This window comes from Pseudomonas sp. LS.1a, from assembly GCF_022533585.1.
Classification (GTDB): domain Bacteria; phylum Pseudomonadota; class Gammaproteobacteria; order Pseudomonadales; family Pseudomonadaceae; genus Aquipseudomonas.
Window position 1 is genome coordinate 4323929 of sequence record NZ_CP092827.1, and the last position, 13347, is coordinate 4337275.

General features: G+C 65.5%; 16 protein-coding genes. 6 read left to right on the forward strand and 10 right to left on the reverse strand.

Annotation, left to right across the window (positions count from 1 at the left end; translation table 11 throughout):
• Positions 1-5: 5 nt before the first annotated feature.
• The 4 genes from MKK04_RS19940 to MKK04_RS19955 are packed head-to-tail and all read right to left on the reverse strand — an operon-like array spanning position 6 to position 3678.
• Positions 6-923 (reverse strand): biotin-dependent carboxyltransferase family protein, encoded by a 918-nt coding sequence (locus MKK04_RS19940; RefSeq protein WP_233693756.1) that lies wholly within the window; start codon positions 921-923, stop codon positions 6-8.
• Complete coding sequence (gene pxpB / locus MKK04_RS19945) at positions 920-1606, reverse strand: 5-oxoprolinase subunit PxpB (protein ID WP_207830832.1); 687 nt, start codon at positions 1604-1606, stop codon at positions 920-922. Before pxpB ends, MKK04_RS19940 begins: the two co-directional genes overlap by 4 nt.
• On the reverse strand, positions 1603-2382 hold the full coding sequence (locus MKK04_RS19950) for a 5-oxoprolinase subunit PxpA (RefSeq protein ID WP_233693757.1): 780 nt from the start codon (positions 2380-2382) through the stop codon (positions 1603-1605). The genes pxpB and MKK04_RS19950 overlap by 4 nt, the downstream gene beginning before the upstream one ends.
• A gap of 9 nt (positions 2383-2391) precedes the next feature.
• The gene (locus MKK04_RS19955) at positions 2392-3678 is read right to left on the reverse strand and encodes an MFS transporter (RefSeq protein ID WP_013973753.1); all 1287 of its coding nucleotides are present in this window, start codon (positions 3676-3678) and stop codon (positions 2392-2394) included.
• A 128-nt stretch (positions 3679-3806) separates the two neighbouring features.
• Here MKK04_RS19955 and MKK04_RS19960 point away from each other — a divergent pair, with 128 nt between their 5' ends.
• Positions 3807-4718, forward strand: a complete 912-nt coding sequence (locus tag MKK04_RS19960) for a LysR family transcriptional regulator (protein ID WP_063912969.1) — start codon at positions 3807-3809, stop codon at positions 4716-4718.
• Between the two features lie 134 nt (positions 4719-4852).
• Here the strand turns inward: MKK04_RS19960 and MKK04_RS19965 are convergent, their stop codons facing one another.
• From MKK04_RS19965 to MKK04_RS19975, 3 genes are read right to left on the reverse strand one after another with little or no spacing between them, the layout of a single operon-like run.
• Positions 4853-5374, reverse strand: a complete 522-nt coding sequence (locus MKK04_RS19965) for a DUF2937 family protein (protein ID WP_207830821.1) — start codon at positions 5372-5374, stop codon at positions 4853-4855.
• 9 nt (positions 5375-5383) lie between these two features.
• Positions 5384-6157, reverse strand: coding sequence for a class II glutamine amidotransferase (locus MKK04_RS19970; RefSeq protein WP_013973756.1), 774 nt, complete (start codon positions 6155-6157; stop codon positions 5384-5386).
• 14 nt (positions 6158-6171) lie between these two features.
• Positions 6172-6678, reverse strand: a complete 507-nt coding sequence (locus tag MKK04_RS19975; protein ID WP_063912972.1) for a hypothetical protein — start codon at positions 6676-6678, stop codon at positions 6172-6174.
• Positions 6679-6816: 138 nt separating this feature from the next.
• Here MKK04_RS19975 and MKK04_RS19980 point away from each other — a divergent pair, with 138 nt between their 5' ends.
• Positions 6817-8859, forward strand: a complete 2043-nt coding sequence (locus MKK04_RS19980; protein ID WP_241105913.1) for a S9 family peptidase — start codon at positions 6817-6819, stop codon at positions 8857-8859.
• A 154-nt stretch (positions 8860-9013) separates the two neighbouring features.
• On the opposite strand, the gene MKK04_RS19985 is transcribed toward MKK04_RS19980, so the two are convergent.
• A complete protein-coding gene (locus MKK04_RS19985) occupies positions 9014-9292 on the reverse strand; it encodes a hypothetical protein (RefSeq protein WP_207830815.1) in 279 nt (92 codons plus the stop codon).
• Between the two features lie 132 nt (positions 9293-9424).
• Here MKK04_RS19985 and MKK04_RS19990 point away from each other — a divergent pair, with 132 nt between their 5' ends.
• From MKK04_RS19990 to MKK04_RS20000, 3 genes are all read left to right on the forward strand, one after another.
• Entirely contained in the window at positions 9425-9796 is a 372-nt protein-coding gene (locus MKK04_RS19990) for a YajD family HNH nuclease (protein ID WP_003259546.1), read from the forward strand.
• A 72-nt stretch (positions 9797-9868) separates the two neighbouring features.
• Positions 9869-10339 carry an RNA methyltransferase gene (locus MKK04_RS19995; protein ID WP_015271348.1) on the forward strand — a complete coding sequence of 157 codons (471 nt, stop codon included), beginning with the start codon at positions 9869-9871 and terminating at the stop codon, positions 10337-10339.
• 62 nt (positions 10340-10401) lie between these two features.
• The gene (locus MKK04_RS20000) at positions 10402-10740 is read left to right on the forward strand and encodes a DUF2892 domain-containing protein (protein ID WP_207830813.1); all 339 of its coding nucleotides are present in this window, start codon (positions 10402-10404) and stop codon (positions 10738-10740) included.
• A gap of 130 nt (positions 10741-10870) precedes the next feature.
• Here the strand turns inward: MKK04_RS20000 and MKK04_RS20005 are convergent, their stop codons facing one another.
• Together MKK04_RS20005 and MKK04_RS20010 are read right to left on the reverse strand one after the other, a co-directional pair.
• Entirely contained in the window at positions 10871-12079 is a 1209-nt protein-coding gene (locus MKK04_RS20005; protein ID WP_241105914.1) for a hypothetical protein, read from the reverse strand.
• A 41-nt stretch (positions 12080-12120) separates the two neighbouring features.
• The gene (locus MKK04_RS20010; protein ID WP_063912977.1) at positions 12121-12570 is read right to left on the reverse strand and encodes a YcgN family cysteine cluster protein; all 450 of its coding nucleotides are present in this window, start codon (positions 12568-12570) and stop codon (positions 12121-12123) included.
• A 144-nt stretch (positions 12571-12714) separates the two neighbouring features.
• Between MKK04_RS20010 and MKK04_RS20015 the strand changes: the two genes are divergently transcribed.
• Positions 12715-13308 carry a nitroreductase family protein gene (locus MKK04_RS20015; protein WP_241105915.1) on the forward strand — a complete coding sequence of 198 codons (594 nt, stop codon included), beginning with the start codon at positions 12715-12717 and terminating at the stop codon, positions 13306-13308.
• Positions 13309-13347: the final 39 nt, after the last annotated feature.

Consider the following 13347-nt stretch of genomic DNA (forward strand, 5'->3'; position numbering starts at 1 on the left):
CAGCCTTAACGCCAACGGTCCAGGTATACCTGCTGCTCCCGCCAGGCCTCGTCCTGCACCACCGCCCTGAACCGCACCACAGCCCCCGGCATGCACTGCGCCAGTTGCGCCAGCGCCAACGGCGTCAACGCCCCCAGCCGCGGATAGCCGCCAATGGTCTGCCGGTCATTGAGCAACACGATCGGCTGCCCATCCGGCGGCACCTGCACCGCCCCCAGCGGAATCCCCTCGGAAATCATCGGCGCACCCTGGTAGACCAGCTGCGGCCCCAGCAGGCGGATGCCCATGCGGTCGGCCCGACTGTCCAGCGTCCACTCACGGTTGAACGCCTCGAACAGGCTGGTACCGCTGAAGTCACCGATCTGTGCGCCCATCACCAGGTCAAGCACAGGCTTTTGTGCGTACTGTGGCCGCAGCGCTTCCGGTACCTCACGCAGGGTCGCCGACGTGCCTGAAAATGCCAGCGCCTGGCCTTTGCCGAGCGCAGAGCCGTGGCCATCGATACCGCCCAGTTCTTCGCGCACGACCGTGGCACAACTGCCCAGCACATCCTCGCCCAGAAAACCGCCAGGTGCTGCCAGATACGCCCGCACGCCCTGCTTCGGCTGTTTCAGGCTCAACCGCTGCCCCTTGGCCAAGGCAAAGCTGCGCCAGGGCGCCAGCGGCTGGTCATCGACCCGCGCATCCAGGTCGGCACCGGCCAGGGCCAGCACACAATCCTGTTCAGCGACCACACAGAAACCGCCCAGCGCCACCTCCACCACCGGTGCCGCCAACGGGTTGCCCAGCAGCCAGTTGGCCCAGTGCATCGCCACCCAGTCCAGCGCCCCGCCCTGGGTCACGCCCAGGTGGCGTACGCCAAAACGCCCGGCATCCTGCAACTGGCACAGCGGCGTACTGGCCTCGATCTTCAACTGCTTCATGCTTGTGCCTCCACATCACCGCCCAACGCCAGGAACTCGCTGCGCGAAACCGGCACGAAGCGCACCCGGTCACCGGGTTGCAGCAGGCTGTAGCCCTCGCGTTCACGGTCGAACAGGCGCACCGGGGTACGCCCGATCAGGTTCCAGCCCCCCGGCGATACCGCCGGATAGGCTGCCGTCTGGCGCTCGGCAATGCCGACGCTGCCGGCCGCCACGCGCTTGCGCGGGGTGCTCAGGCGCGGGCTGGCCAGTCGTTCGTCCACCAGGCCCATGAAGCCGAAACCGGGGGCGAAACCCAGGGCGAACACCGGGTACTCACGCTGGCTGTGCAAGCGGACCACCTCTGCTTCACTCAAGCCACTACGGGCCGCCAACACCGGCAGTTCCGGGCCGACACTGGCGTCGTACCACACCGGGATCTCATGGCGGCGGCCAGCGCTGCCCGTGTCGGGCTGCAAGCCTTCCAGCGCACGGATGATCAGCGCCCTCGCCTCACCCGGTGGCAGGTCGAACTGCACCATCAGCGTGGTGTAGGACGGCACCAGGTCCAGCAAGTGCTCGCCGAACGCCGCGTGCAAGCGCTGGCTGGCGGCGAGCATCCACGGCATGTTGCCCTCGTCGATACCATCGAACAGGCGCACCATCAGGCTGTCGATGGCCACGACTTCAATGCGCGGTTTCATCGCGACTCCAGGGCATCGAGGGCCTGGCGAATCTGCCGCACTGCCGCCACCGAACTGTCGTTGTCGCCGTGCACGCACAGCGTGCTGGCCACAAGCCTCAAGGCACTGCCATCATCCGCCACCAGCGTATCGCCACGGGCCAGGCGCACGGCCTGCTCCACCACCAGTGCCGGATCGTGGTGAACCGCGCCCGGCAGACGCCGCGACACCAGATGACCGCTGGCGGTGTAGGCGCGGTCGGCGAATGCTTCGAACCACAGCGGCACGCCAATTTCATCACCCAGGGCCTGGGCGGCGCAGTTGTCGGCAGTGGCCATCAGCATCAGCGGCAGGTCGCCGCCGTAGGCCGCCACAGCTTCCAGTACGGTACGCAGCTTGAGCGGGTCGGCCATCATGTCGTTGTACAGCGCACCATGGGGTTTCACATAGGCCACGCGGCCGCCCAGCACTTTGCAGATACCCTCCAGCGCACCGATCTGGTAGTGCAGCAGGTCGCGGATTTCCTCCGGGCTGCAGGCCATGGAACGGCGGCCGAAGCCGACCAGGTCCGGGTAGGCCGGGTGCGCGCCGATGGTCACCCCGTGCTCCAGCGCCAGCGCCACGGTGCGGCGCATGATGCCGGGGTCGCCGGCGTGGTAGCCGCAGGCGATGTTGGCGCAATCGATGTAGGGCATGACTTCGGCATCCAGGCCCATGCGCCAGCTGCCGAAACTCTCGCCCATGTCGCAATTGAGTAGCAGGCGTTCCACCGCACGGCCTCCGTTGTCGTTGTTCATATGCCTACCTTAACGCGCCTGCAGCTGTTTGCCGCGGGTTTCCGGCAGGCTCAGTGCCGCCACGATCACCACCCCATAGGACACGGCAGAGAACACGCCGATACCCAGGCCCAGCGGTACCTTCTGGCCGAGCACGCCGATCAGCAGCGGGAACAGTGCCGCGATGACCTTGCCGATGTTGTAGCAGAAGCCCTGCCCCGAACCGCGGATACGCGTGGGGAACAGTTCGGTGAGGAACGCGCCCATGCCGCTGAAGATGCCCGAGGCGAAGAAGCCCAGCGGGAAGCCCAGCCACAGCATCACGCCGTCACTGACCTGCATTTGCGTGTACAGCAGCACGATGACGAACGAGCCCACGGCGAACAGGATGAAGTTCTTCTTGCGCCCCAGCAGGTCGGACAGGTACGCACTGACCACATAGCCGACGTAGGAGCCGACGATCACCATGGCCAGGTAGCCACCGGTACCCAGCACGCTCAGGCCGCGCTCGTTCTTGAGGAAGGTCGGCAGCCACGAAGTAATGGCGTAGTAGCCGCCCAGTGCGCCAGTGGTCAGCAGGGACGCACGCACGGTGGTCCAGAGCATGCCTGGGGCAAAGATTTCATAGAACTGCGCAGGCGCCTCGGCGTTTTCCACCGCCTTGGCCTCGCGGTATACCTCGGGGTCCTTGACCAGGCGGCGGACGAAGATCACGAAGATCGCCGGTACCAGGCCCAGCAGGAACAGCGCGCGCCAGGCCTGCTCTGCCGGCAGCCAGGAGAACAGCAGCGCGTAGAGGATGGCGGTGAGGCCCCAGCCAAGGGCCCAGCCGGACTGCACCATGCCCACCGCCTTGCCACGGTCCTGGGCGCGGATCACCTCGCCGATCAGCACCGCGCCGGCGGTCCACTCACCGCCAAAGCCAAAGCCCATCAGGGTACGGGCAATCAGCAGCTGTTCGTAGTTCTGGGCGAAGCCGCAGAGGAAGGTGAAGAAGGCAAACCACAGCACCGTCAGTTGCAGGGTGCGTACGCGGCCAATACGGTCGGAGAGTATGCCGGCCACCCAGCCACCCACGGCCGAGGCGATCAACGTGCTGGTATGGATCAGCCCGGCTTCGGTGGTGGTGATGCCCCACAGCATGATCAGCGTGGGGATGACGAAACTGAGCATCTGCGTGTCCATGCCGTCCAGGCCATAGCCGATCTTGCAGCTCCAGAATGTCCGGCGTTGCTGTGAGTCGATGTCGCGGTACCAGGCGAAAGGCCCGGACGAAGAGGGGGAACTGACCTGCTGCTGCACGCCGGTAGGGTTCATGCTTGCCTCGGCTTGTTGGTATTGTTTTATAGGCGACAAAGGGTCGCGGCCTGAGCGCCATTGTTCAGAGGCCGCGCCACCTGCGTCCAACGAGAAAAACCGCCGGTCTGGAACAAGAAAAACTGATCATGAACCTTCGCTTCCTCGAAACCTTCGTCTGGGTCGCCCGGCTCAAGAGCTTCCGCCTGACCGCGGAGAAGCTGTTTACCACCCAGGCCTCGGTGTCCAGCCGCATTGCCGCGCTGGAAGCCGACCTGGGCGTGAAGCTGCTGCTGCGCGACTCACGCGGCGTCAGCCTGACCCCGGAAGGCGGCAAGGTGCTGGAATATGCCGAGCGCATGCTGGAAACCGCCAAGGCCATGAAACAGTCGCTGGACAGCGACCGGGCCAAGGTCGGGCGCATTCGTATCGGGGTGATGGACACGGTGATCCACACCTGGATGAGCGCGCTGGTGGCGGAGCTGACCGAGCGTTACCCGCAGGTGGAGATCGAACTGGTGGCCGACACGGCGCTGAACCTTCGCGAGCAATTGCAGAAGGGCTTTCTCGACGTGATCCTGCAGACCGACCTGCTGCGCGAGCAGTCGATCCGCAGTCTCGACCTGGCGCGCTACCCGATGGGTTGGGTGGTGGCCGCCGGATCGCACCAGCACCGCGACTACGCTTCACTGGCCGAGCTTGGGCGGGAACGCATCATCACCTTCTCGAAGAACTCGCGGCCGCACCAGGAAGTGCTGAGCCTGCTGCAGGGCGCGGGGGCCGAAGCGCCGCGGCTGAACTGCGTGAACTCGGTGGCGGCGATTACCCGGCTGTTGCGCGACGGGTTTGGCATTGGCGCACTACCCCCGGCGCTGGTGGATGCCGAGTTGAGCCGGGGTGAGCTGGTGTTGTTGCAAGGGTTGCAACCGCCGCCAAGCCTGGAGCTGGTGGTGGCCTGGCAGACCGGGGTGGCGTTGGTGGATGAAGTGGTCGGGGTGTGCCGGCAGGTGCTGGAGGGGTATGCGCGGGATGTGGGTGGGCAACGGATTGTGTTGGTCTGACAGATTTGCAGTGCCTGTGCTGGCCTCTTCGCGGGTAAACCCGCTCCCACAGGATCACCACAGATCTTGAAGGCTGCGCTGTACCTGTGGGAGCGGGTTTACCCGCGAAGAGGCCAGCACAGGCACAGGATGCCTTAGCGCCAGCTCTCTTTCACCGCCCCACGCCGCCCGCCCAGGATCACCCAGCCAATCCCCAGCAACAGGCTCTCGACCACAAAGGCCAGCACAAACCCTGCACCAAGCCCCCAGCCAACCGCCTCGGGCACCAGCAGGATCTGGTAGCTGTAGCCATTGAGGGTTTCTTCGCGCAACTGCGGGTCGGCCTGCACCAGCACATGCCAGGTACGCTGCACCCATGGCCCTTGCAGCGCCTGCCATTCGTTTTCCAGCAGTTCGTTGCGGATCATCAGGCTTTCGATGCTGTTGGCATCACTGTTGAAGACCGGGTCGTCGCTAGTGCGGTAATGCCGCAGCAGCGCCTGCAGGTCGCCATTGAAGAAGCGTTCGGCGGTCTGCCGGAAGCCGTCGAGCGCCTCGCGCGACTCGAACAGGTGCGCCTCGACCCGCTGGCTGTAGTCCTTGACCAGCCCCGGGACCTGGATACCGGCCAGCAAGCCGAAGGTGAACAGCAGCAACCGCAGGTAACTTCTGAACATGCCGCGTCCTTAGCTCTGGCCGTGTGCCACGCACTCGCCGTGCCGCCACAGGGCCCACTGACCCGGCTCGTAGCGCTGCCAGGTCTCGTTTTCGGTCAAGGCCTCGGTGGCGATTACCGTGACCACGTCGTTGGGGGTGGTTTCGGTGTGAAAATCGACGATCAGGTCGACATCCTTCAACCGCGCCGCACCAAAAGGTGCACGGCGGGTGATGTGCACCAGCTTGGTCGAACAGAAGCAGAACAGCCAGTCGCCGTCGCTGAGCATGCAGTTGAACACGCCCTGGCCACGGTAACCGGCACAGGCTTCGACCAGCACCGGCAACAGCTGCTCCACCGGCACGGGCTCGGGGAAGGCGCTGCGGATGCGGTTGAGCAGGTCGCAGAAAGCCGCCTCGCTGTCGGTGTCGCCCACCGGCCGGTAGAAACTGGCCTGGCCCTTGAAGTCGCCCAACTGGCCGTTGTGCGCAAAGCACCAGTTGCGGCCCCACATTTCCCGCACGAAGGGGTGAGTGTTGGACAGGCACACCTTGCCGACGTTGGCCTGGCGGATATGGCCGATGACCACCTCACTCTTGATCGGGTAACGCTGCACCAGGTTGGCCACTTCCGACTCGCTGCTGGCGGCCGGGTCCTGGAACAGGCGCAGGCCTCGGCCTTCGTAGAAGCCGATACCCCAGCCGTCACGGTGCGGGCCGGTACGGCCACCGCGCTGCATCAGGCCGGTGAAGCTGAAGACGATGTCGGTGGGGACGTTGGCACTCATGCCCAGCAGTTCGCACATAGGCGTGTCTCCGCTTACAGACGGGGCTCGACCCGGCCACCGCCACGAGTGGCGGCTGGGGCGGCAGGGGGTGGCGCGTCACGGTAACGGTCGCGGCGCTCGGCGGCCAGCGGGGCATGGGCACCGAGCTGTTCATCTTCGGCCGCCTGGCGCTGGGCAGCGGCCTCGGCCTGTGCACGGCGCTCGCGGGCGCGTTTTTCCAGCGGAAAGCGCAGCAGTACGAAGAGGAAATACAGGGAAAAGGCGCCCATGCCGTACATGGCGAAGTCGGACACCGCGCGCCAGGCGTTGTTGCCGACCTTGAAGGCGACATCCAGGGCGGTGATGGCGATGGCCGGGGCGAAACTGTCCTTGACCGGGTCGACGATGGTCGGGGTCAGCAGCAGCACCGCCAGCACCACCCGCAGCGGTTCGCGCAGCCAGCGCCACATCCAGCCGGTGAGCTTGAAGCCCACCAGCAGGCAGCCCAGGGCGGCAACCGCGTAAAGGCCCCAGGCGAGGGTGTAGTCGTTCTCGGTCATGGTGTTCGTGCAAGCCAGGCAAAGAGATGCCTATGATAAACACTTTTCCGGGCGCAGACAGTGTTTGCCTGTACCGGCCTCTTCGCGGGCTTGCCCGCGAAGAGGCCGGTACAGGCACCCCCAATCAAGAGATCCTCAATGCCAACCAAGCCCCAACCCCCGATTGCCCACCAGGCCCAGACCGCCGACCCGTACGCCTGGCTGCAACAGCGCGACACCCCCGAGGTGCTTGCCTACCTGCAGGCCGAGAACGCCTACCAGGAAGCCTGCCTGGCCGATCAGGCGCCACTGCGCGAGCAACTGTTCGAAGAGATCAAGGGCCGCATCCTGGAAACCGACCTGTCGCTGCCGGCGCCCTGGGGCCCCTACCTGTACTACACCCGTACCACCGCAGGCGACGAATACCCGCGCCACTACCGCTGCCCGCGCCCTGCCGATGACTCCAACACGGTCGATGAAAGCCAGGAGCAACTGTTGCTTGACCCCAACGCCCTGGCCAACGGCGGCTTCCTGTCCCTTGGCGCGTTCAACGTCAGCCCCGACCACCGCCTGCTGGCCTACAGCCTCGACACCAGCGGCGACGAAATCTTCACCCTGTACGTCAAGGACCTGGCCAGTGGCAGCGTCACCACCCTGCCCTTCGACGACTGCGACGGCAGCCTGACCTGGGCCAACGACAGCCAGACGCTGTTCTTCGCCGAACTGGACGACACCCACCGCCCGTGGCGCCTGCGTCGCCACACCCTGGGCAGCGAAGGCGCGCAGACCGTGTTCGAGGAGCCCGACGGGCGCTTCTTCCTGCATTGCTACCGCACCAGCTCCGAGCGCCAGCTGGTGCTGCTGCTCAACAGCAAGACCACCAGCGAGGCCTGGGTGCTGGACGCGGAAACCCCGCAGGCACCGTTCACCTGCCTGGCGCCACGCATCGAAGGCCACGAGTACTTCCCCGACCACGGCCAGCTCGACGGCCAGTGGCGCTGGTTCATCCGCACCAACCAGGACGGCATCAACTTCGCCCTGTACCACGCCCCGGTCGCACCGGTGCCCAGCCGCGAGCAATGGCAGTTGCTGGTCGCGCACCGCGACACGATCATGCTCGAAGGCCTCAGCCTGAATGCCGGGGCGCTGACCCTGAGCCTGCGCGAAGGTGGCCTGCCGATCATCGAGGTACGCCCGCAGGGCCTGGCGGCTTACCGCGTCGAGCTTCCCGACGCGGCCTACAGCCTGTACGTGCAGGACAGCCTGGAGTTCGCCAGCCCACGCCTGCGCCTGCGCTATGAAGCACTCAACCGCCCCGCCCAGGTACGCCAGCTGGAGCTGGCCAGCGGTGCCCAGGCGGTACTCAAGCAAACCCCGGTGCTGGGGCCGTTCGATGCCGACGACTATGTCAGCGAGCGCCTGTGGGCCACTGCAGCGGACGGCACCCGGGTACCGATCAGCCTGGTGCGCCGCCGCCAGGACCTGGGCCGGACCGTACCGCTGTACCTGTATGGCTACGGCGCCTATGGCGAAAGCCTCGACCCGTGGTTCTCGCATGCGCGCCTGAGCCTGCTGGAGCGCGGCGTGGCCTTTGCCATCGCCCATGTGCGTGGCGGTGGCGAACTGGGCGAAGCCTGGTACCGCGCCGGCAAGCAGGAGCACAAGCACAACACCTTCAGCGACTTCATCGCCTGTGCCGAGCACCTGATCGCCGAAGGTGTGACGGCTGCCGACCGCCTGGCCATCAGTGGCGGCAGTGCCGGTGGCCTGCTGATGGGCGCGGTACTCAACCTGCGCCCCGAGCTGTTCCGCTGTGCCATTGCCGAAGTGCCGTTCGTCGACGTGCTCAACACCATGCTCGACCCCGAGCTGCCGCTGACCGTGACCGAGTACGACGAATGGGGCAACCCTGAGGAGCCGCAGGTGTATGAGCGGATCAAGGCCTACGCGCCGTATGAGAACGTGAAGGCACAGGCCTACCCGGCGATGCTGGTGGTGGCGGGCTACAACGACAGCCGCGTGCAGTACTGGGAGGCGGCCAAGTGGGTGGCGCGGCTGCGCACGCGCAAGACCGACAGCAACCTGCTGCTGCTCAAGACCGAAATGGGGGCTGGGCATGGCGGGATGAGCGGGCGGTATCAAGGGCTCAAGGATGTGGCCCTTGAGTATGCGTTCGTATTCGCCGAGCTAGGTATCGTTTGATATGGCTGGGGGCGCCTTGCGCCCCTTTCGCGACACAAGGCCGCTCCCACAGGTACCGCGCATGCCCTGAATCCTGTGCGATCCCTGTGGGAGCGGCCTTGTGTCGCGATGGGCTGCAAGGCAGCCCCAAAATCCCACAGCCAACACAGCCCTCTCAGTCATCCTGCACCGGCTGCTTCGGCGGATCCTGGCGCAACCCCGGCAATGGCTGGTCCTTCGGCGGCCCGGGCACCGGCATCGGCGGCAACAGGGGCGCCCCCGGCTGGTTGTCGTAGGCCTTGGGCGGCGTACTCGGGGTAATCTGCGGGTATGGCGTAGGCGTAGGCGTACCCGGTGCACCGGGCACCGGCGTGGTCAGCCGGGGTGGCGTGCTGGCAGCTTCGGCCATGGACAGGCCGGCCAACAACAGCACAGCGAGGATCGCGCGAAACATCAGCAACCTCCTGTCGGGAACCTTCCTACAGGCTACGCCTAAATCGAAGCTTTCGCCTGTCCCCCGGCCCCGCAAGCGCGCTAGACTCAATGGCATAACCGTCATCTGCCTGATCAGAACAAAGGAAACACCATGAGCTCCACCTCTTCTGCCGCCGCCACCGCGCGCCTGGACCGCATCCTGGCCGATGCCAAGCGCGACAAGGAAATGGGCTACCGCGACAAGGCCCTGAAAATGTACCCGCACGTCTGCGGCCGCTGCGCCCGCGAGTTCTCCGGCAAGCGCCTGAGCGAGCTGACCGTGCACCACCGCGACCACAACCACGACAACAACCCGCAGGACGGCTCCAACTGGGAGTTGCTGTGCCTGTACTGCCACGACAACGAGCACTCGCGCTACACCGACCAGCAGTACTTCAGCGAAGGCTCCACCAGCACCCCGAGCATCGCCAAGGCCACCCACAACCCGTTCGCCGGGCTGGCGGGCATGCTGAAGAAAGACTGACCATCGATTCGCCCCCCGCTGCTACCGGGCAGCCCGTATAATCGCGCTTTTTTTCGCGAAGGGCCCCGGTACGTGGCAAACAAACGATACAGCTGCATCGGCCTGTTCAACCCCAAGTCGGCAGAAAATGTCGGCTCGGTGATGCGCGCCGCGGGTTGCTACGGCGTCAACTCGGTGTTCTACACCGGCAAACGCTACGAGCGCGCCCGTGACTTCGTCACCGACACCAAGCGCGTGCACTACGACATCCCGCTGATCGGCATCGACGACCTGCAGCGCATCATCCCGCTGGGCTGCACGCCGGTGGCTGTAGAACTGGTTGAAGGTGCGCGGCCATTGCCGGAGTACACCCACCCGGACCGGGCCATCTACATCTTCGGGCCGGAAGACGGCAGCCTCAGTGCCGATGTACGGGCGTGGTGCGAAGAGACCATCTACATTCCGACCGAAGGCTGCATGAACCTGGCGGCGACAGTGAATGTGGTGCTGTATGACCGCATGGCCAAGGGGCTGAATACCCGTTCGGGGCCCAGGTTCAAATAGCCGACTGAACGATGACGGTGGCCGACAGGTCACCTGCATACACTTCAGACGGAGACCTTGCCATGCTTGATATCCATTCGGCAGCGACATCGCAGGACAACAACGTTCGTGGCCTGGAGCGCGCCAGTTCGCTGGCTGGTGGCGCGTTGATGGTAAGCAAGGGGTTGCGCCACGGCGGCCTGGTCGGGTTGTTGCAGATCGCAGTTGGCGGCCTGGCACTGGCTCGGGGCTTCAGCGGGCGTTGTGCGACCAAGGCCTGGTGGCAGCGGCATCGGCAGGAATATCACCGCTTGCGTTCGGACATCGAGCGCAGCGCGGCGGAGCTGAAGGCATTGAAGGCCAGTGCCGACGCAGCGACGCGGGGGGTGACGGTGACCGGGAAGGATCCCTTGGCCAATTGATTTTGCACTGCCTGTGCCGGCCCTTTCGCGGGTAAACCCGCTCCCACAGGATCACCAAGGCTTCGGCCTCTTCGCCGTACCTGTGGGAGCGGGTTTACCCGCGAAGAGGCCGGCACAGGTACAGAGATGGCTAGCGCAACGCCTTGCTCTGCAACACCTCGGAGCGCCGCCCCAGCACGTTCTCGCTGATCTGCACGAAGTCTTCGGTGCTCACGCTTGGCAAGCGCATCAGCCCGCGTGCCACATCGTCCAGCGAGCGTTTGGCCTGGGTGTGGATGCGGATTTCCTTGTCCAGCGCCTGCAGTAACATCACCCCACGCGCCACCTGCGCCGGGGTGGCATGCTCGCCCTTGAGCCGGGTGACTTTGGCACCCTGCTTGCTCAGGCGCGCCTGCCAGGCCTGGTAACGGTCGTCACTCACCCCGCCCGAGCGACGCAGCAACTCGCTGGCGTAGTAGTCGGTCAGGCTTTCCACCAGCCAGTCACTGCCGTCACGCCCACGGATCTGCGCAAACAGTTGCACCACTTCGCGCAGCAACGGGCTGCTGCCGTTCTCGCTGATCATCGGCCGGGTACTGTGCAGGTACAACGAGCCTTGCGCAGCCATGGCCCCGCGCCACATGCCGTCGCGGGCGCCGACCAACAACAGCTTCGGCGGATTCCGCGGGAACACCGCCTGCAATTGCGGCCAGACAAAAGTCAGCAAGGTCAGGTTGTCCATGCGCCGCATACCCTGCCCCACCGGGGCGGCCACAGTCACCTCGGATTCGCCCAGGCGGGCGCGGCGGCTGCCCAGGTCGCCGGCGAGCATCCAGCCAGTGGGCCGGTCGAACAGCCGCGAAACGTTGTCGATGCGGAACTTGTCCTTGCCGATGCGCGGCCACGAGGTCTCGATGCTCTTCCAGCCCTCGGGCAGGTCGAACGCCAGGCGCGCCACCAGCTCGGTGCCATCCTGCTGGTCGAGCCGTGCAGGCGGTACCAGCTGGTCGCCGAGGAACAGCGCCCAATGCGGGGTAATGCGCGAAGAATAGGCGCCGCTGCCGCGCTTCTGGTCCAGTTGCACGCGGTAGCTGAGGCTGGTCTTGCCGGCCGCCGGTTGCCACACGCCGCGCTGGCCTTGCAGATGCCATTGGCCATCAGCCTGGAAGCCGCTGTAGGCTCCGGCCTTGCCCAGGTCGAAGTCCAGGCTGCGCACGGCACTGCCTTCGGCCAAGGTGAGGCGGACTTCCGCCTGGCCACTGGCCGGTAACAGGCGCACCTGATAGTCGAGGTCGACCTTTTTCGCCCAGGCCGGCGAACTGGCCATCAGGCCCAACAGCAACAACAGCTGGCAACGCATACAGAAACTCCTTGTTTCCCCGTGGCAGCGGGCCGCGCCGGTCAGCTGGCGCGGAAGATCAGGTGGTCTTCCCAGTCGTCTTCGTGCACATCATGCTCACTGAGCATGCGCCCCGACTGGGAAATGCGCTGTTCATGGACCTGCTGGCGATCGCCGCAGACCAGGTGATGCCAGGCCGGCAGGTCCTTGCCCTCGCTGACCAGGCGGTAGCCACAGGTGCTCGGTAGCCACTTGAACTGGTCGGCCTTGCCCGGGGTGAGCTGGATGCAGTCAGGTACCTGGGCGAAGCGGTTGGGGTAATCGCTGCACTGGCAGGTGTCCAGATCCAGCAGTTTGCAGGCGATGCGCGTGTAATAGACGCTGTTGTCGTCCTCGTCCTCGAGCTTTTGCAGGCAGCACAGGCCGCAGCCGTCACACAGCGACTCCCACTCTTGCGGGCTGAGTTGCTCGAGGGTCTTGCGCCGCCAGAACGGCGCGTTTTCAGCGATCATGACACGGGTTTCCTGCATTCATCTTGGGGCCACGGCGCGCGGCGGCGCCAGTCTAGAGCCTGGCCTTCGGCAAAGCCAGACCGCTTGTCAGTCGCGACGCGACGCAGTAGCGTGCGCGTTTCCCGTCCTTTTGCAGGAGCCGCCATGAGCGCCAACCCCCGCATTGCCGATTACGCCATCAACGAGCAGTTCATCAACCGCTGGTCGCCACGCGCCTTCACCGCCGAGCCGATCAGCGAAGAAACCCTGCTGAGCTTCCTTGAAGCCGCACGCTGGGCACCGTCGGCGAACAACTCGCAACCTTGGCGCTTCCTCTATGCCCGCCGTGACACGCCGAACTGGGAGCGTTACCTGAACCTGCTGGTGCCGGCCAACCGCAGCTGGGCGCAACAGGCTTCGGCACTGGTGCTGGTGATTTCCAAGACCACCTACGCCGCCCCGGGCACCACGGAAGAAAAACCGGCGCTGTGGCACACCTTCGATACCGGCTCCGCCTGGGGGCACCTGGCCCTGCAAGCCAGCCTCAGCGGCTGGCACACCCATGGCATGGCCGGTTTCGACCAGGCGCTGGCGCGTCAGGAGCTGAAGGTGCCTGAGGGCTACGTGCTGCATGCCATGGTGGCGATCGGCAAGCTGGGTGACAAGGCCAGCCTGAACGAAGCCCTGCAGGCGCGTGAAGTGCCGAGCCCGCGCAAGCCACTGAGCGAGCTGGCTGCCGAGGGTGATTTCAGCCTGTAAGCCTTGCACTTGCTGTACTGGCCTCTTCGCGGGTAAACC